Annotated in this window: 20 protein-coding genes and 1 other annotated feature; of the genes, 8 read left to right on the forward strand and 12 right to left on the reverse strand. The window is 35.3% G+C overall.

The window, feature by feature from the left end; genetic code table 11:
• Positions 1-56 precede the first annotated feature (56 nt).
• Entirely contained in the window at positions 57-1,670 is a 1,614-nt protein-coding gene (locus tag HMPREF2988_RS00500; RefSeq protein ID WP_070769789.1) for an FAD-dependent oxidoreductase, read from the forward strand.
• 187 nt (positions 1,671-1,857) lie between these two features.
• On the opposite strand, the gene HMPREF2988_RS00505 is transcribed toward HMPREF2988_RS00500, so the two are convergent.
• From HMPREF2988_RS00505 to HMPREF2988_RS00535, 7 genes are all read right to left on the reverse strand, one after another.
• Positions 1,858-2,091 (reverse strand): hypothetical protein, encoded by a 234-nt coding sequence (locus HMPREF2988_RS00505; RefSeq protein WP_070769790.1) that lies wholly within the window; start codon positions 2,089-2,091, stop codon positions 1,858-1,860.
• Between the two features lie 194 nt (positions 2,092-2,285).
• Positions 2,286-3,416 (reverse strand): 5-methyltetrahydropteroyltriglutamate--homocysteine S-methyltransferase, encoded by a 1,131-nt coding sequence (locus tag HMPREF2988_RS00510; protein WP_070769791.1) that lies wholly within the window; start codon positions 3,414-3,416, stop codon positions 2,286-2,288.
• A 59-nt stretch (positions 3,417-3,475) separates the two neighbouring features.
• Positions 3,476-3,703 (reverse strand) — a binding site (T-box leader).
• Positions 3,704-3,917: 214 nt separating this feature from the next.
• A complete protein-coding gene (locus HMPREF2988_RS00515; protein WP_024635596.1) occupies positions 3,918-4,619 on the reverse strand; it encodes a thioredoxin family protein in 702 nt (233 codons plus the stop codon).
• Positions 4,616-6,082 carry a hypothetical protein gene (locus HMPREF2988_RS00520; RefSeq protein ID WP_257243261.1) on the reverse strand — a complete coding sequence of 489 codons (1,467 nt, stop codon included), beginning with the start codon at positions 6,080-6,082 and terminating at the stop codon, positions 4,616-4,618. Before HMPREF2988_RS00520 ends, HMPREF2988_RS00515 begins: the two co-directional genes overlap by 4 nt.
• On the reverse strand, positions 6,030-6,797 hold the full coding sequence (locus HMPREF2988_RS00525) for an ABC transporter ATP-binding protein (protein WP_002320235.1): 768 nt from the start codon (positions 6,795-6,797) through the stop codon (positions 6,030-6,032). Before HMPREF2988_RS00525 ends, HMPREF2988_RS00520 begins: the two co-directional genes overlap by 53 nt.
• A 131-nt stretch (positions 6,798-6,928) precedes the next feature.
• On the reverse strand, positions 6,929-7,141 hold the full coding sequence (locus HMPREF2988_RS00530; RefSeq protein WP_070769793.1) for a hypothetical protein: 213 nt from the start codon (positions 7,139-7,141) through the stop codon (positions 6,929-6,931).
• 39 nt (positions 7,142-7,180) lie between these two features.
• Complete coding sequence (locus HMPREF2988_RS00535) at positions 7,181-8,086, reverse strand: PqqD family peptide modification chaperone (RefSeq protein WP_024635599.1); 906 nt, start codon at positions 8,084-8,086, stop codon at positions 7,181-7,183.
• A 207-nt stretch (positions 8,087-8,293) separates the two neighbouring features.
• On the opposite strand from HMPREF2988_RS00535, the gene HMPREF2988_RS00540 reads away from it, so the two are divergent.
• Positions 8,294-9,193 (forward strand): helix-turn-helix domain-containing protein, encoded by a 900-nt coding sequence (locus tag HMPREF2988_RS00540; protein ID WP_070769794.1) that lies wholly within the window; start codon positions 8,294-8,296, stop codon positions 9,191-9,193.
• Positions 9,194-9,728: 535 nt separating this feature from the next.
• Here HMPREF2988_RS00540 and HMPREF2988_RS00545 read toward each other — a convergent pair.
• From HMPREF2988_RS00545 to HMPREF2988_RS00565, 5 genes are read right to left on the reverse strand one after another with little or no spacing between them, the layout of a single operon-like run.
• A complete protein-coding gene (locus HMPREF2988_RS00545; RefSeq protein WP_024635601.1) occupies positions 9,729-10,802 on the reverse strand; it encodes an ABC transporter substrate-binding protein in 1,074 nt (357 codons plus the stop codon).
• Entirely contained in the window at positions 10,799-11,626 is an 828-nt protein-coding gene (locus HMPREF2988_RS00550) for an ABC transporter permease (RefSeq protein ID WP_002308417.1), read from the reverse strand. Before HMPREF2988_RS00550 ends, HMPREF2988_RS00545 begins: the two co-directional genes overlap by 4 nt.
• Positions 11,627-12,433: an ABC transporter permease gene (locus tag HMPREF2988_RS00555; RefSeq protein ID WP_002287038.1), complete on the reverse strand. Its 807-nt coding sequence runs from the start codon at positions 12,431-12,433 to the stop codon at positions 11,627-11,629. It lies immediately after the preceding gene.
• 11 nt (positions 12,434-12,444) lie between these two features.
• On the reverse strand, positions 12,445-13,530 hold the full coding sequence (locus tag HMPREF2988_RS00560; RefSeq protein ID WP_002308416.1) for an ABC transporter ATP-binding protein: 1,086 nt from the start codon (positions 13,528-13,530) through the stop codon (positions 12,445-12,447).
• Between the two features lie 16 nt (positions 13,531-13,546).
• Positions 13,547-14,089 (reverse strand): helix-turn-helix domain-containing protein, encoded by a 543-nt coding sequence (locus HMPREF2988_RS00565; protein WP_002287040.1) that lies wholly within the window; start codon positions 14,087-14,089, stop codon positions 13,547-13,549.
• Between the two features lie 268 nt (positions 14,090-14,357).
• Here HMPREF2988_RS00565 and HMPREF2988_RS00570 point away from each other — a divergent pair, with 268 nt between their 5' ends.
• The 6 genes from HMPREF2988_RS00570 (at position 14,358) to HMPREF2988_RS00595 (ending at position 18,998) form a co-directional block, all read left to right on the forward strand.
• Positions 14,358-15,347, forward strand: coding sequence for an oxidoreductase (locus HMPREF2988_RS00570; RefSeq protein WP_070769795.1), 990 nt, complete (start codon positions 14,358-14,360; stop codon positions 15,345-15,347).
• Positions 15,344-16,081, forward strand: coding sequence for a phosphopantothenate--cysteine ligase (locus HMPREF2988_RS00575; protein WP_070769796.1), 738 nt, complete (start codon positions 15,344-15,346; stop codon positions 16,079-16,081). Before HMPREF2988_RS00570 ends, HMPREF2988_RS00575 begins: the two co-directional genes overlap by 4 nt.
• Positions 16,078-16,629, forward strand: a complete 552-nt coding sequence (coaC, locus tag HMPREF2988_RS00580; protein ID WP_002340924.1) for a phosphopantothenoylcysteine decarboxylase — start codon at positions 16,078-16,080, stop codon at positions 16,627-16,629. Before HMPREF2988_RS00575 ends, coaC begins: the two co-directional genes overlap by 4 nt.
• 16 nt (positions 16,630-16,645) lie before the next feature.
• Entirely contained in the window at positions 16,646-17,278 is a 633-nt protein-coding gene (locus HMPREF2988_RS00585) for an ECF transporter S component (RefSeq protein WP_002308409.1), read from the forward strand.
• 84 nt (positions 17,279-17,362) lie between these two features.
• On the forward strand, positions 17,363-18,010 hold the full coding sequence (locus tag HMPREF2988_RS00590; protein WP_002334895.1) for an SDR family oxidoreductase: 648 nt from the start codon (positions 17,363-17,365) through the stop codon (positions 18,008-18,010).
• Positions 18,011-18,014: 4 nt separating this feature from the next.
• Positions 18,015-18,998: an NAD(P)H-quinone oxidoreductase gene (locus tag HMPREF2988_RS00595; RefSeq protein ID WP_024635605.1), complete on the forward strand. Its 984-nt coding sequence runs from the start codon at positions 18,015-18,017 to the stop codon at positions 18,996-18,998.
• Positions 18,999-19,169 lie beyond the last annotated feature (171 nt).

Below are 19,169 nucleotides of genomic sequence, written 5' to 3' on the forward strand. Positions count from 1 at the left end.
ATTTGCTGTTTTTTGCCATAACATAGTACGATCAACGTAGAAAAGGAGATGTTTTTATGAAAGTTGTTGTCATTGGCGGTGTAGCTGGCGGTCCTTCATTTGCCACTCGTTTCCGTCGATTGAATGAAGCACATGAAATCATTATCTATGAACGCGGAGAGAATATTTCTTACGCAAGTTGTGCTTTGCCTTATTATTTAGGTGGTGTGATCACGGACCGTGACTCGCTGATCGAACGTACACCAGAAATATTGAAAACAAAAAACAACATCGACGTATTTACTAAACACGAAGTAATAGCAATCGATCCTTCCGCTAAGCGATTACTAGTTAAAGACCTATCTACAAATGAAGAGACAGAAACGGATTACGATAAGTTGATCATCTCTTCTGGTGCTAGACCAGCTTACCCGGATATTCCCGGAGCTTTTGAAGCAGAAAACGGCTTTGTCCTTCGCAGTGTAACGGATGCGGATCGAATTAAATCGTTTCTGGAAGAAAAAGATCCACAACATGTCGTCATTCTTGGCGCAGGTGTCATGGGTCTGGAATTAGCTGAGAATTTCAAACATCGCGGCTTAGACGTGACTTTAATCGATCAATTGCCGCAAGTCGCTTTCCCTTATGATCCAGAAATCGCTGATCTAGTTTATGACAAATTGCTGGAAGAAGGATTAACCGTTCATTTAGAAACAACAGTTACTGAGATCCGTGAAAAAGGTCGAGAATTAGTATTATCAGATGGCTCCGTCCTTTCCACTGATATGCTTGTCTTTGCTGTTGGTGTTTCTCCAAATAATGAAGTGGTGAAAGCAGCCGGCATACAATTATCAGATACAGGACAGATCATTGTTGATGACCAGTTACAAACCAATCTGCCGGACATCTATGCGATTGGCGATATTATCGAAACGACTAGTGTAGTGACTGGGCAGCCGATTCAAAGTATGCTTTCCAGTGCGGCCAATCGTCAAGGACACATGCTGGCAGATATTTTAAATGGTACGCCTATGCGCTATCGCGGATATATTGGTGCGGGTGTCGCAAAAATCTTTGATCATACAGCAAGTTATGCTGGAATGACAGAACATGCACTAAGAGCATCAGGCATAACGAATTACAAAACTGTTTTTATCACTCCTTTTGACCATGCCTATTTCTATCCAGGAGCTACAAGATTAAATCTAAAGCTGATTTTTGATGCAGATAGCGGTCGGATTTTAGGTGGACAAGCATTTGGAGAAAAGGGCGTCGATAAACGGATGGGAGAACTTTCTGTAGCGATCACCGGAAACTTGACAGTCTTTGATTTGCCCGATCTTGAGTTGCCTTACTCTCCCCCATATTCTACTACCCGTGACCCGCTGAATATAGCTGGTTATGTCGCAATCAATCAAATGACAAATATCGTAGAAACAATCAAAGCAGGCGATATACCAGAAAACGATTTGAAAGAAGCATTCTTTTTAGATATACGTGAACCTAATAAAGCACCTTCTGGCAGTATCTCGGCAACAAAAAATATTCCAATGAATGAATTACGAGATCGAATCAATGAAATCCCAAAAGATAAAAAAGTTTACATTACTTTTAGAAGAGGATTGAATACTTATACTTCTGCACGAATCTTGTCAGGTTTGGGTATCAAAGCGATTTTGATCGAAGAATAAAAAAACGACCGCGGTGGGTAGCCGCGGTCTAGGAGTTATTTTTACTTGAGGAGTAAAAATGAAAAAGTATATAGGGTTGTTGGTTGGTATGTATATAGAATAGAAGATAAATGTGAAGAAATTGTGCATTATTTCTTCACATTTATTAGGTTATAGTTTAAGAAAGTTTAAACATCCCACAGTTTGGTTATTTTAGGCGTTTCTTTTCATTAGAAAAACCGTCTTTTGGTTCTGAGATAAATCTTAACGCATAGTATTTCTTCTCGTAAATGCGCAAATATTTTAACACATCCATATCTACATCAAATCCCACAGCTTGAAATTGAGCATTGGATTGCTGCTGGTTTTCGTTACGTTTAGTCACAAAATCATATCGCTTATTTTTTTTGAAAAATCTCGATAATATTTCATATCTATTCATATAGTCTCCTCCCTTTCTTTTGTCGATTACCTTATCATTTTATCGAAAACAGAGAAAGGTCATTTTTTTCCTTTTGGTTTATAGAAAATGAAAAATATAGTGAAGGATTTATGGGATACGGCTAATCATCAGAAAATAAAAAGAGTGGATCTCTCCACTCCATAAAAATCTAGCTTTTTGGAATACTACATTTTTTATAGCCAAACTTCTTTTGCGACTTGCTGCAATAATTGGATTTTCTTCCATTGTTCTTCTTCTGTTAAATGGTTTCCTTCTTCTGTTGAAGCAAACCCACATTGAGGACTGATACTTAGATTTTCCAACGGTATAAATTTTTGTGCTTCTTTTATTCGTTCTTTTATTTTCTCCGTATCTTCCAAATCTGGAAACTTAGAAGTAACTAATCCTAAAACAACTTTACTTTCTTTGTTATTCCAATGTCTTAAAGGGGTAAAATCACCTGCTCGGTCAGAATCGTATTCCAAAAAGAAACCATCATAATTCGTTGAAAACAACTCTTCTGCAATGGGTTCATATCCACCGGAGAACAGCCAAGAAGAAGCGTGATTCCCGCGGCAGATATGTGTCGTGATCGTCAAATCTTCTGGTTTGTCTTCCAGTGCGTTATTGATAATCTCTGTACAAATATGGGCCATTTCTTTCGGATCAATTCCTTTTTGAAGAAGTGCTTCTCTTTTAGTTTGATCAGCTAGAAACGCCCAATTTGTATCATCGAATTGCAAGTAGCGACAACCTTTTTCATAAAAAGCATGGATGGCTGCTTTGTAAGTAGATGACAAGTCCTCATAAAAATCAGATAGATCAGGATAGATCTCATTGATTTTTGAAGAACCATCGTTAGATAGAATCTCTTGTCGTAAAATCATCGTGGGACTAGGGATCGTTGCTTTTGCAACAAAAGTATCATCTGTTTCCACTACTTCTTTCAGAAAAGCAAAATCTTTTAAAAATGGGTGGTTTGGATTGAAAGATAATTTATCTACTACCCGAATATTATAAGCTGGAGCTGCTTTCCCGTGGAATGTTTGATTATATCCAGTTTCTGGAACATAGCCTTCGATACCATTTAGTTCTTCTAAAAAATCAAGATGCCAAAATCCGCGCCGAAATTCGCCATCCGTAATTCCTTTGATGCCCACTGCTTTTTGATCTTCTACTAATCTCTTTATCTCCTGATCTTCGATTGTACGAAGTTCTTCTTTTGAAAGTAAGCCTTCTTGAACTTTTTTTCTTGCTTCTTTGATCGATTGCGGACGTAAGAAACTTCCGACATGATCTACTGTAAATGGTTTGTTTTTGCTCATTTCACTCACTCTTTTCTTTGTTTTTTGTAAAAAAAAATCCTTTTACTAGCAAATACTAGTAAAAGGACGATTATACTCGTGGTACCACCTTTTTTCAGAAAAAACATTCTTTCTCTCAGCCTGACAATAAAATCAGTGGTCTTGGTAACGAAAGACTGTTCGTTTTTGCCTACCTTTCGACAAAAAATCCTCTAAGGCCATTTTCGACAGTCAACTTCTAGCTTTTTACACCAACCAAAGCCTCTCTTGAACCATTTCCTGTCTACTTTCCTTCTCATCGGATACTATTAGAATAAAATTAGAATAGCATGTTTGAAAGAAAAGTCAATAGGGGATAAGAACAAATAAATACTAATTTGGTATCCTTAGATCACTTCCTTAAAATAATCATACCCGTTTCAACTACATAAAAAAGAAATTAGTTTTGAAAAAATTTCCATCAAAACTAAGTCCTTTTTATTATAGTTATGCAAATTTGCTGATTTCTTCATTATTTCCGTCTTATGAGGTTTTAAAAAGTTTTATGGTACGTTCTATATTTTCAGCTTCCTTATCCCCATATAAGATGCGTTCTACTTTACCATTTTTTATAAAAATTACAGCAGGAATACTTTCGACACCTAATTTATTATAATATTTTCTGAAATTATCAACATCGGTTTTATTTCCAGTAGTATCTAGGTAATTAATTTCTAGTTTTTCCTTTTCCAAATAAGAAATTAATTTTGGTTTATATAATATACAGTCTGGACAATTTTCTCTACCAATGTAAACAATACTATTCCCCTTACTATCCATGATAGAGTCTATACCTTGAATTGTAGTTGTTTTTAAAGGCTCCTGTTGAATTCTTGATAATTGAGTAGAACCTAATACAAGTGTAACCATTGCTGCTAATGATATTACCAAATAAACAGCTTTTTTATTTTTTTTAGCATACACTATTCCAAAAATCATAAATGTCAAACAAGTATATAAAAGTAATATTTGCCAAAAAAAGATTCGTGTAAAATGTATTTCTAATGAATTTTCAGAACCATTTGCAATTCCTGATATAGTTAACAGGTTCAATGGTGCCTGAAAAGTTGTTCCGTTTAAAAAACTATTTACTCCATTAGGAATTATCAACGCAACTAGAATTGAAAATGTTGCAAAAAATGAAACGCCACTATATTTAAAGATGTCAAGAATTATTTTTTTCATAGTCGTTCTTTCTCCCATTTAGTATTAAATACGTGATTTGTTATGATAAAACCAGTAACAATAAAAATTGTTACTAATATGATTTGGATAATACTAGAATAACTATTAAAAAGGTTAATTAAATAAGTAATCGGAAATAAGCCTAGTACACAAACCAATATAAGGCTAGTTTGCGATAATGGATTTTCTTTACTGTATGGAAAGAAAACACCCAAAATAATAGAACTAAGAGTAGAAGTTGCTAAAATTCCTAAACCAAAAAGGCATTCTCTTAAACTTGGAACTTTAAAAAGAAGCATTAATAAAAAGAAGAAAGAGGTAACAACAAATGTGCTGATGAACTTCCCTAAAAAATATTGACTTCTCTTAACTCCTAAAATTCTATAAAAACTTAACATCTTTTCATCTACGCCATAACTTAGAAAGCCAAGTGTACCTAACAAGCCAGCATCTATCTTAATAAGAATATCTAATATTGGAAGATGACTCAGTAGTGTAAAGATATTTAATCCTAATAGTAGAAGAATTAAAAGAATTGTATTTTCAGAGCGTAACAATAATTTCATATCTTTAAGAATAAGACTAATATTTAAGCTTTTGGTATTATTGATTTTAGCAAATACTTTTGATTGATATTCATTTTTATCTTGAATGGAAGAAAGCAAAGCAAAACTATGGATACAAGCAATAAATATTACTAATTCTACTAAAACAAGAAGTAAAAGATTAACAGAAAAGGTATTCTCTAAAATAATATGGCCTAAAAATCCCAAGTTCCAGAATAAGATATTATAAGAAAATGTTTCGTAATTTAGTAAGATATTTTGAATATTTTCAAGCAAAGTAACAACAATTCTCAATATAATAATCGTTTGCACCAATAAAGAAACACTTTTAGCAAAGGGAATTTTCATGCGTATTCCTAAAAAAAATAAAATATTATAAGACAAATTCATTAATAAAGTGATAAATATTGATTGTAATAAGAAAATTCCTGCTATTCTTAATGACAGAGAAACTGATATTCCATTTGTTACAAGTTGTGGAATGATAATTATAGAAAATAAGATAGAAGGTATTGCTACCTGTATGCTTAACGGAAAAGAATAATATCCAATATACATAGCTAATTTAGATATAGGCAACCTATCCAAGTTTTTTAAAATTTTAGATTCATCTGGATCAAGAAATTTTAAAACAATAAAAATAGAAAAAGTAAAGATTGATAGCGATATTAAATAGGTTAAAATTGCAGAATAAAGTATCTCTAAATTCCCATTTAAAAAAATAGATACAACATCATGTGTTAGAATATTTGCTAGTAAAGCAGAAATTCCGATTATAATAAAAACAGAAAGAAACATTCCAATTCTCTTTTCTTTTGAATTTAGAACTTGATTGATTTTATTTCTATATACTTTCGATAACATCGAAATAATCTTTAAGATAACAATCAATTTCATTCTCCCTTTCTTTCAAAAATGCCGCCTCAAGAAATGCCTCTTCTATTTTATTTTTTTTATATTGGGATTTGATTTCTTCAGGAGTACCACCTCCTACTACCATTCCACGAGTTAAAATTAAAATTTTGTCACATATTTCTTCAATAAAGAGTAAATCATGACTAGTAATAAGTATCATTTTCCCCTTGCGTTTAAACGAATCCACTATTTTTTTCAGAACATAAACAGCTTCGATATCTAGTCCTCTACAGGGTTCGTCTAAAACTAAGACATCAAATGGTTTCATAATCATTGAAATAATCTGCAACTTTTTCTTCATACCGTGAGAATAAGAACTGATTAGTTTGTCTATATCTTTTTCCAAATCAAATATTTTTAATAATGTAATAATCTGGTTCTTATTGATTCCCTTATACATACTTTTTATAAATGCAAGGTACTCAAAACCTGTCAATTCCTCGATTAAGATAATTTCATCAGAAATATAGGCAAATCTATTTTTTATAGCATCATTATCAACATTTTGTCCAAATAAAGAAATACTTCCTTTGTCTTTCTTTATTATTCCGAGAATAGAATTTAGTAAAGTTGTTTTTCCTGAACCATTCGGTCCTGCCAAACAAAGAATTTCTCCTTTTGAAATTTGAAAAGAAATTTCTTTTACTCCATTTTCAGAGTTTTTGTATATTTTATTTAAATCATTAATAGCTAACATATTTTATCCTCTACATCCAATAGAATTGATTAAACAAAAGAAAAGCTATCCGATTAAATAAAGATATGGATAGCTTCTAACAAATTGCATACTTTCACATGGGCTAAATAAATGATCGTAGACAGTAATTGCTACTTACAGCCCAGTCTTACAGACCCACTTCCGTTTACATAACTCCAAGAACCAGTGAAACTCTTCCCTTTAGTCAAGCAATACAAAACACAAGCCACAACAATTGTAACAGCAAGTAATAGAAGAATAGCAATTGCAACGGTATACCAAACAACTTGATCTTCTGCCAAATAAATATTTTGACTTGTAATAGTTGGTGCTGAATAATCCATAATAGAATCTCCTTTAATTTTTTTATCATTTCAAAACTACTAATCATTAGAATTTAGTAGTTCTGTAATAATCGTATGTCCGTCACCAAAAAAGGGCAATAAATTGATAATGTGAAACATAAAAATAAAAGCAGGTATTCTTATCCACAAATTATCTGATAAGAAATAGAGTAGAACACCTAAAAAGAAAACAAAAAACGCTCCTGAAAACGTAATGAGGATATTTGATTTTCTATCTAATACTTTTTCTCTAACAATTGACATAGATAAAGTTTTTATTGATAAATACCCGTGATTATGATGAGTGATCTTCCTATATAAAATCAAATGAGTGGTTTCATGAAGTATGATGCTCATTAGCAAAACGAGATAGGAAAAAGCTGGGAATAGAATCCATAAAAACTCTAAACGAATTTCTTGAAAAGATAAGAACAGAAAAAGTAAACATAATAAATTTACTCCACATATGAAAGTAATTATTGGGAAATTCTCTTTTAAAACATGAAAGCACACTTCCAAGAAAATTTTTAACGTTTTTTCGTTATGAATACTATGACTGCTTCGCAAATTTTTTTGAATTTTTTTAATACTACAAGAGATTTTTTCTTTAATAGAGGTTCTTTTAGGAAGTGTATAATTGATAATCCCCCTATTATTTAAGGCTTGTAGAAAAACTACTAGGTCTTTTTTTAAATTTTCTTTTGGCACATCAGGAAATTCTTCTTGAAACCATTGAAATAGTTCTTTCAAACTGATTTTCTTGGTTTCTATTAATTTATTGCAAATTAGTAATCCTATTGAATCTACTATCATTTCCAATTTGGGAATTCTTTTATCAAATATTCTTTGATTTTCTATATAAATCTCCGGATGTATAAAAATATCAAAACTAAAAATTGTGTTATCATTGAAAAAAATCACATTTCTTATCTTTTCATTTATCAAAAAATTTTCTCCTTACCCTTAAAAAATCAGCGAACATCAATGAACCAATCTTTGAATGATTTAAAAAAAATAGCAAACATATTTTCACCACCTCTTTGTTTTGTTCTTTGCATGTTTTATTTATGTGTTATTATAGTAGCTAAGAAACAGAAATTTAAATTATGGTCAAAATTTTCACATCATAAAAATTAAAATAACGGAGGAAATATGGAAATTCATAAATTATTGAGAAAACTCCGTGTAGAAAGAGGGCTTTCTCAAAAAGAGTTATCAAAGGGAATAATAACTAGAGAAACTTTTGTGAAATACGAAAATGGCAAAACAAATATTCCATTTTTTGTTTTAATTGAATTACTGGAGAAGATGAATTTAAGTTTAGATGAATTTATTTTTTATTTAGACAAAGATATCCTAAGAGAAAAGAATTGGAGTTTAAAGAAATTAATAAAGAAAATCAGAGAAGACAAATCAATTTCTCAACATATGTTGCAAGCACTTCGAAAAAAAGCCAGAAATACAAATAATATAGTAGATATCAGGAATTATTTAGTTGCTAAGACGATCGGTTGGTATCAATTAGCAGATAGCGAAAGAAAACTAAACAACTCTGATAAAGAATATCTATCCGAGTTAAAAAATTATTTGGAAGCTGTTGATGATTGGGGAAGATTTGAAATGGCAACCTTTACTACTCTTTTATTTGTTTTTGAAACAAATTACATAAACGGTAGATTATCAGACATTGAAAGAAAAATAGAAAAAAATAAAGATTTTGAGATTTTTCATTCCATATTGATTGGTATGTATAACAATGCTTTTTTATTAATGCTCGAACGAAAAGAAACCGTTTTAGCTAAAAAATATTTAGAGAAGATAGCTGATGTTCGTCACAGACTGTTATTTTTTGGAGATACAGGTGTTTACTGTAATTTTTATAAATTACTTTTCAATCATTTAACAGAAGAATCTGGACGAGCAAATGATTTATTAGAATATTTTCAAGGATTAAAAATGATTGGTTCACATAACCTATCTAAACGTTTCAAAGACGACTTAAAGAAATTTGAGCTTATTTACAATATCACACCAATAATTTTTGTAGATTAATCATTGTAGGTAAGTAGTAAAAATGGGAACAATCACTGTGAATTTAAACAATTATGATCTTTATTATGTATGTAGAAAAACGGTGAAACAACAATAATGAATAAAAAGAAGATATTTAATGACCAAGTAGTAATAGATTCCGTCAAAATAAACAAAAATAAGGAGTTGAAAGGCAATAAATTACACTGAGCTATCAGTTACAGGACTCACTTTTTCTGAGTTAAACTGAGAAATTGGATACTAAAAAGTACTAAAGCTAAAAATTTAGAAGCTTTAGTACTTTTTATTTTCTCTTTATTTCTGTCTTCATATTCCTACCAACTGATACATGAAAAACTGTGACGACGTTTGCTACAATATTTTCAGAAAAAATCAAACCAACTTTGTTTATTGTTCTTTCTATATATCAAATTATCCCCTACCTTATGGAATTTTCAGCCGCTTTTGGTAGAAAATTGGAAAAATCAGGTAGAAATAGGTCGCTTTTTCTCTCTTTAGAAGGTTGATAAATCCCAAGTTTTACTGAGTTTTGCCATCATTTCCGATACATCTTGAATTCTAAGAATAGATCATTATAGATGCCTAGGTATTTCGATCCTAGATCTTCGTAGACTTCAAGATGAGAGATCGTGTCATCAGATGGATAGAATTGTTCGTCCGACGAAATGTCTTTTGGCAATAACGCTTTTGCTTTTTCATTTGGTGTAGAATAACCAATATACTCTGCATTTTGTGCCGCGTTTTCCGGTTCTAGCATAAAGTTGATGAAATCATAGGCACCTTCTTTATTTTTCGCGGTTTTTGGCATAACGATATTATCAAACCAAAGATTGGACCCTTCTGGTGGAATCACGTAATGTAAATGTTCATTTTCCCACATCATATCGGCAGCTTCGCCAGAAAATGTTACTGCCACGGAAGCTTCTTCATTGATCATGTACATTTTGATCTCATCAGCCACGATTGCTTTGACATTTGGTGTTAGATGATTCAATTTATTTGCTGCTTCTGTCAGCTGTGCCATATTCTTACTATTCAAAGAATAGCCTAAACTATTCAAAGAAAGCCCCATAACTTCTCGTGCACCATCAATCAGCATCAAACTGTCTTTCAATTCCGGTTTCCACAAATCATCCCAATGCTGGATTTGATCTGCATCAAAGAATTTATCATTATATACGATCCCTAAAGTTCCCCAAAAATATGGAATCGAATACTGATTATCTGGATCAAAATCCAAATTTAAAAATCGTGGATCGATATTATTTAATCCTTTGATCTTTGAATGATCTAAGGGTAGCACTAGTTTTTCTTTGATCATTTTTTGGATCATATATTCACTTGGAATAGCGATATCATAGTTTGTTCCACCTTGTTGGATCTTTGTGAACATCGCTTCATTAGAATCAAATGTTTCATAATTTACTTTGTATCCATATTCTTTTTCAAATTTCGTGATCAAACTAGGATCGATATAATCCCCCCAGTTATAGATCGTCAGTACCTTTGCTCCACTCATGCCACTTGTTTTTTCAAGTTGACGAACACCAAGCAGCAGCACCGCAATAATGATGAGAATACCTAAAAACAGAGATTGTAATTTTTTCATCGTAGCCGTGCCACCCCCTCGCGTACCCTTCTGTTTTTCTTCAACCGTTTTGGACGGTTCTCTTTACTAATGAAGTAGTAACCAATGACCAATATCATGGAGAACAAGAAAACTAATGCACTTAGCGCATTGATTTCTAAACTGATTCCTTGTCTTGCACGAGAATAAATCTCTACTGAGAGCGTCGTAAAGCCATTTCCTGTGACGAAAAACGTAACCGCAAAATCATCAAGAGAATAGGTAAATGCCATAAAATACCCAGCTATGATCCCTGGAGAAAGATAAGGCAAAATGATATTTTTGACTACTTGCAAATTATTCGCACCAAGATCTCTAGCCGCATCAACCATTGAATCGTTCATTTCTTGCAATTTTGGCAAGACCATCAAGACGACGATTGGAATGCTGAAAGCAATATGGGAAAGCAATACACTCTGAAAACCTAATCCGAACCCTAGTAGTGTAAAGAAAATCAAGAAACTAGCACCGATAATAACATCAGGAGAGACTAATAAGATGTTATTCATGCTCAACAACGCTGTCCGTGCACGTCGTTTCTTCGTGTAATAGATCCCCATAGCCCCAAATGTCCCGATGATCGTGGCGATCAATGCAGATAAGAAAGCCAACATGAACGTATTCAATACGATAATGATCAAACGAGTATCTTCAAAAACAGCTTCATAATTTTCCCAAGTGAACCCTGTAAAGCTGTTCATCGTTCCTCCTTCATTGAAGGAATAAAAAATCAGATAGAAGATCGGTGCATATAAGAATAAAAAGACGATCCCTAAATAAAGATACGACCATTTAAATTTTTTCATTTATGAGCGACCTCCTTTTTTCTTCTCGCCTGTCAGGAGCATCACGATAAACATAGCAATGATTAAAATCACACCGATCGTAGAACCCATCCCCCAGTTTTGCGTAACCAAGAAATGCTGTTCGATAGCTGTTCCTAAAGTGATCACTCGGTTTCCACCAATCAGACGAGTGAGCATGAATAAAGAAAGAGAAGGAATAAAGACTGCTTGGACGCCGCTTTTCACACCATTTAATGATAATGGAAAAATCACTCGCCGGAAGGTCTCAAAGCTATTCGCTCCTAAATCTCTGCTGGCACTGATCAAAGAAGGATTCATCTCTTCCAATGCATTGAAAATCGGCATAATCATAAATGGAATCTCGATATACGTTGCGACGAACAAGAAACTGAAGTCTGTGAACAATATCTGTTTCGGTCCAATCCCGATAAAATCAAAGAAATGATTCACACTGCCGTGAACACTGAAAATTCCAATAAATGCATAAGCTTTAAGCAGCAGATTCACCCATGTAGGCAAAATAATCAACATCAGCCATAATTGCTTGTGCTTCAGTTTTGTTAAAAAATAAGCAGTCGGGTAACTGATGATCAGTGTAAAAAACGTAATCAAAAATGCATACCATACAGAATTGATCGTCATAGAAAGCGATGTCCCCGACGTAAAATAAGATAGATAGTTATTCAGCGTGAATTGCCCATTCATATCAAAAAAAGATTGATAAATGATCATTAATACAGGCGCGATCACGAATAAACCGAGCCACAAAATATAAGGGACGGAATAGATCCTGCGCATTGTTTTCATTCTTGTCCCCCCTATTCTTCGTAACTGTCAAGACGTGCATCGAATTCTTCTTCAGACTCGTTGAAACGCATGACATGGATATCTTCTGGCTCAAAGGCCAATCCTACTTTGCTTCCTTCTTTAGCTTTTTTCGTCGAATGGACCATCCATTCATTTTGCTGTTCATCATAACAGATGATTTCATAATGGACACCACGAAACAGCTGAGTATCGACCGTTACGACTAGCTTTCCTTTATCTGGTGTCGTGATCGTCAAATCCTCTGGGCGTAAAACAACTTCAACTGGCTCATTCGGGCGCATCCCGCCATCGACACATTCAAATTGCTTACCAACAAACTCAACTAGATTATCTTCGATCATCACACCGTCCACGATATTGCTTTCCCCAACAAAATCAGCAACGAAATGATTGATTGGCTCATCATAAATATCTACAGGCGTACCACTTTGGACGATTTTCCCTTTATTCATGACAAAAATCTCATCACTCATCGCCAACGCTTCTTCTTGATCATGAGTCACAAAAATAAACGTGATCCCTAATCGTTGTTGCAGATCCCGCAGTTCATACTGCATATCTGTACGTAGTTTCAAATCAAGCGCCGATAACGGTTCATCTAGTAACAATACTTTAGGTTCGTTCACGATTGCTCGTGCAATCGCTACACGCTGTCTTTGACCACCAGACATTTCACTGATCTCCCGTTTCTCATATCCAGGAAGCTGGACCATACGCAATGCATCTTTTACCTTCTTTTCGATATCAGATTTGGACATTTTTTTGATCTTCAATCCAAAAGCAACGTTATCAAAAACATTCATATGAGGAAAAAGTGCATAATCTTGGAAGACGGTGTTTACTTGTCGCTTATTAGCTGGCAAATCATTCAACCGTTTCCCTTCAAAATAGATGTCCCCTTCTGTAGCTTCAGTGAATCCAGCTATAATACGTAGGATCGTTGTTTTACCACAGCCGGAAGGACCAAGCAGTGTATAAAATTTTCCTTGTTCGATCTCAAAACTTACTTTTTTTAATACTGTTTCATCATCATAGCGTTTCACTACTTGATCAAATGAAATGATTGGTTTCCCCACGTTTTTACCCCCTATATTACAAATATGATTGTGTCGCGACAATCAATACTTTTGTTCGTTTTTTGAGATGATTCCTTAATTGATGTTGTTTTGTCGCTTGATAATAGATCGACTGTCCTGCTTTTGCCACATAGACCGTCTCTCCTAAGCTTAACTCTAATTCCCCTTCTAATACAAAAATAAACGTTTCAGATAATGAAGGTTCAAACGTCTTATATTCTCCTGCACCTTCAAAAGTTAGCAAGACAGGCTCCATTTCTTTTTCATTCGAATCAGCCACCAGCCATTCCAATTCATACCCGTTTTCTTCATCGAAATAAACTGTATGATCTTCTTTTGAATAAACCACTTGCAGATTCGCTGCTTCTTGATGAAAAAATTCTTCTGGAGTCACACCTAAGACTTCAAGAATAGAAAAGAATGTTTCCATTGATGGTGAACTTAAATCTCGTTCCAACTGGGAAATATACCCTTTTGACAAATCTGTGCGTTCGCCTAGTTCTTCTTGTGTCAAATTCTTTTGGATGCGCAAATTTCTTAACTTCTCACCAATTTCCATAATTTCCTCCGTATGAAGTTTTCTAATAGTAAACTTCCAGTTTACTACCACTCGTATTAGTATACGAAATTTATTGCAAAAGGCAACCCTTTTTAACATTTTTTTTGCTGAATATTTCTTTATCTTTTCGAATCATTTCTACTTATTCGATTCTTTCTTTTTTCTGCCTCTTTCACCTAATTTTTGTCTAAATTTAAGGAAGAACCAGAATAAAAAAGTAGGCTTTGTGGTATGATAAAAGAAAATTTTTAAAAGGAGTGTCTCACGAATGAACGCTTTTCGATCTTTTCAGGTAATAAATGAACCTGTTTTCCATACAGCAGTCAGTGATCTGCCATTTACTGAATTGGCTGAAAATGAAGTCTTGGTAAAAATTGCCTATTCTGATGTCAATTATAAAGATGCATTGGCAATGAGCGAGTCTGGTCAGGTGATACGAACCTATCCGATGACTCCAGGGATTGATTTATCCGGAACTGTCGTCCAAAGTAAAGATTCACGTTTTTCAGAAGGAGATCTTGTACTTGCTACTGGTTTTGGGCTTGGTGTCACCTATCCAGGCGGTTACAGCCAATACCAAAAAGTACCAGGAGACTGGTTAGTCCCTCTACCGAAAAATATGACACTGCGTCAAGCGATGATTTTTGGTACAGCAGGGTTTACTGCTATGTTGTGTGTGAACGCTTTAATCCGTCAAGGCATAACCTCTAATAAAAAAGTTGTCGTTACTGGTGCTTCTGGCGGTGTAGGCAGTGTAGCTGTCGCCCTGTTACATAAACTCGGATTCCAGTCAATCATTGCTTTTTCCAGAAAAGAAGAGTCTGTCACATGGCTAAAAAGTCTAGGTGCTTCTCAAGTCGTACGACCTGATGAATTTCTGCCAGAAACAACAAAAGCTTTAGGAAAACAGCAAATCGATGCTGTCATCGACACAGTAGGTGGTGAGCAACTAAGTAGTCTTCTTCCATTGATCTCTTATAACGGTGTAGCAGCTTTATGTGGCAATGCAGGGGGAATCAAATTAAACACGACCGTTTTGCCTTTTATTCTGCGAAACATCCAATTGATTGGGATCGATTCTGTCAATGTACCTATTGAACAACGTCCTTCTTTATGGCAACAGATGGCAGATTTGCAGATGGCAGATGATCTAGTCGTCCAAGAAGTAACTCTGGAGCAGTTGCCTGAAACAGCAACTAAACTACTTGCTGGGACACATCAAGGAAGAACACTGGTAAATGTAGGTGACCAAAAATGAAGGTTCTGATCACAGCTGGAGGGACAACTGAAAAAATCGATCAGGTACGCGCTATTACGAATCATTCGACAGGACGATTAGGACAAGCTTTAGCTGATCACTTAGCTGCCAACCCAGATACCACAGTTGATTACGTGACTACGAGACAAGCACTGAAACCGGAAAGACGTTCCAATATAACGATCTATACGATCGAGTCTGCCCAAGACTTGTTTTTACAATTAGAAGCACTCACAAGAGAAGAACACTATGATGCAATTATCCACAGTATGGCAGTCAGTGATTTTACTCCTGCTTTTAGTTTTTCAGAAGAACAGTTGGCAAAAAAACTACCCGCTTCTTCAACGCAAGAAGAACTGGCCAATTGGTTTGCAGAAAATGAACAAACAAAGAACTCTGCTTCAAAGATCTCTTCTGACACCGAGCATCTTGTGCTCGTTTTGAAGAAAACGCCAAAAATCATTTCTTATCTGCGTGAATGGCAGCCAAAAGCGAAAATCATTGGTTTCAAACTATTAGTAGATGTACCAAAGGAATCACTTCTTACAGTCGCCAAAAACAGTCTGATAAATAACAAAACTGATTTTATTTTCGCAAATGATTTGACAGAAATCCATGGCGAGACACACCACGGCTATCTCTTATCTAAAGATGGGACAGTGGAAGAAGCACAAAGTAAATCAGAGATTGCTGCATTGATTACTGAAAAAATTAGATTGGAGGAATCAAAATGAAAAAGATCTTATTAGGCGTTACCGGAAGTATTTCTGCTTACAAAAGCGCCGATCTTACAAGTCAATTTGTCAAATCAGGTGTCCAAGTAGATGTGATTATGTCTCAAAGCAGCACACATTTTATCACGCCATTAACCTTGCAATCTCTGTCGAAGCGAGCAGTCCATACAGATGTCATGCAAGAATCAAATCCACAGGTGATCAATCATATCGAACTAGCCAAACAAGCTGACTTGTTTCTCATCGCACCTGCTACAGCAAACATTATCGGCAAGCTAGCAAACGGCATTGCAGACGATCTCCTTTCAACAGTCGCAATGGCGCTTCCGGAGGGAACACCAAAACTGATTGCCCCTGCCATGAACACGAATATGTATCAAAACCCGATCACTCAGCGTAATCTGGAAACATTGAGATCTGTCGGCTATCAGGAAATCGAACCAAAAGAATCTCTTTTAGCTTGCGGAGATTTTGGAAAAGGTGCCTTAGCTGATATTCAGACGATCATCGAACAGGTCATGCTGACTCTTAACGAAAGAAATGCTTAGTGAAAAAGGAGTACTTATGAAAAATACAAAAAATTTTACTTTGACTGCGATGTTTTTAGCTATTTTGATTTTATTAGCTGTTACACCTCTAGGGTTTATTCCTATTGGCCCAATAAATGCAACAACCATGCATATACCTGTAATCATTGCTTCGATCGTTTTAGGACCAAGACTAGGTGCTTTTCTTGGCGGTACATTTGGACTGATCAGTATGATTCGAAGTACGGTTATCCAAACCCCTTTATCTTTTGTCTTTTCTCCGTTCATCCCAGTCATCGGAACTGAACATGGAAGCTGGAAAGCCTTGTTGATCGCGTTTATCCCTCGGATCTTGATTGGTGTTGTTCCTTATTTCGTTTATAATGGTCTGCGCAAACTGATGAAACAAAAAGCAGATACCGTCTCTTTATTCTTAGCAGGACTTGCCGGCTCATTGACCAATACGATTTTAGTGATGAATATGATCTACTTTTTATTCCAGCAAGATTACGCCAAAGTCATCGGGACAAATTTAAATGCTGTTTATTCAGCTATTCTTGCAGTTATTTTTACAAGTGGCGTACCTGAAGGAATCGTCGCTGGTCTTGCGACTGCAGCAGTATGCAATGTCTTGTTAAGATACTTCAAGCGCCCTTCTCTTCATCACTGATAGTCATCGTAGCCGATGTCTGATTTTTTTCTCTTTTGGTGTTACTATTAAATAGTAAGATTTGACGTCGAAAGGATGATCCAAATGAAAATTTTTGTTGTAGGTGCAAACGGACAGATTGGCCGACACCTGATAAAAGATCTAGCTTCAAGTCCCCACGAAATTTTTGCTGGGGTAAGAGATGTCGCTTCCCAGACATTAGTGAAAAAAGAGAATGTTTCGTATGTCTCTTTTGATTTGACTTGGTCCGTGGAAAAAATGGCTGAAGCATTCAAAGGTATCGATGTATTGATTTTTGCTGCCGGTTCTCAAGGAAAGAATCTTCTGCAAGTAGACTTGGATGGTGCAATCAAAACAGTTATCGCAGCTGAAAATGCGCATGTCTCTCGTTATCTGATGGTCAGTGCTGTTTATGCAGATGAACCAGCAAAATGGCCTGAGTCCATGACAGATTATTATATTACTAAACATTATGCAGATGAATGGCTGAAACGAACTAACTTAGATTTTGTCATTCTTCAACCAGTCACATTGACGAACGATGAAGAAGTCACCTCCATTCAATTGACTAAGCCTAATGAAAAAGCAGCCAAAACGATTTCTCGTTCTACAGTTGCTGCTGTACTTGCCGCTCTTGTGGAAGAAACGGATATTTCCCGTACGACTCTAGTACTTTCTGAAGGTAGCAAAGAGTTGAATACAGCATTCCAAGAATGGGCAAAGGAGGAATAGATCCATGCGTGCCATTTCAATCAAGCATCCTGGTTCTGTAGATGTATTAGAACAAATAGAAGTGCCTGTTCCTGAACCAAAACAAGGCGAATTATTGATAAAAGTCCATACAGCAGCGGTCAATCGAACAGATATCATGAAAAGAGAATCAGTCTCTTTAAAACCTCCCTACCCTATTTTGGGTGTCGAAGTAGCTGGAGAGGTAGTTGAGAATAAAAGTGATATCTCCACTTTTACTCCTGGGACAAAAGTGTACGGATTAGTCAATCTAGGTGGTTATGCTGAATATGCTGTGATGCCTGCCGATCGAGCAATCCTTCTCCCTGATACGTTAGATTATGTTTCTGCTGCTGGAATCTCAGAAGTTTTTCTGACTGCTTATCAAACACTTTATTGGCTTGGAAAATTACAAGAAGGCGAAACTGTTTTGATCCACGCAGGAGCAAGTGGTGTTGGAACAGCAGCGATCCAATTAGCTAGACAACTTTCTCACGCGAAAATCATCGTTACTGCAGGATCAGAAGAAAAGCTCGCCTTTTGTAAAGAACTTGGTGCAGATGAATTGATCAACTATAAAAAACAAGATTTTCAAGAAGAGGTAAGAAAAATCACTGATGGTCGAGGAGTCGATGTTATCTTGGATTTCATCGGCGCTTCTTACTGGGAAAAGAATTTAGCTTCTATAGCCGTTGATGGTCGCTGGGTCTTGATTGGTATGCTTGGCGGAACCATTGTGCCTGAGATAGACCTCGGTGTATTGATTGGGAAACGTGTCCAACTTCTTGGTACATTATTGACACCTAGAAGTGATCAGTATAAAGCAGAGCTCGCACAAACTTTTATGGAAAAAGCGGGGCCTTTTCTAGAAAGTGGCAAGATTCGGCCAATCATTGACCGTACATTCCAATTCAGCGAAGTCAAACAAGCGCATGAATATATGGAAGCAAACAAAAACATCGGAAAAATCATTTTGAAGATAACTGAATAAAACCATGTTGATCAAAAAAGAGACTGGGACAGAAGCAACTCCAAGAAATAAGAAGGAGTTGCTTCTGCTTCCACCGTTTATACGTGTTTAGAGCGTGGGACAAAAGTGCTCTTTACTTTTGTCCCACGCTCTTTCCCGAACAAACGGTGTTCAAAAGCTTGCATCTGCGGT

Origin of the sequence: Enterococcus sp. HMSC061C05, assembly GCF_001814765.1 — a bacterium.
In the GTDB taxonomy this organism is placed as follows: Bacteria; Bacillota; Bacilli; order Lactobacillales; family Enterococcaceae; genus Enterococcus_B; species Enterococcus_B lactis.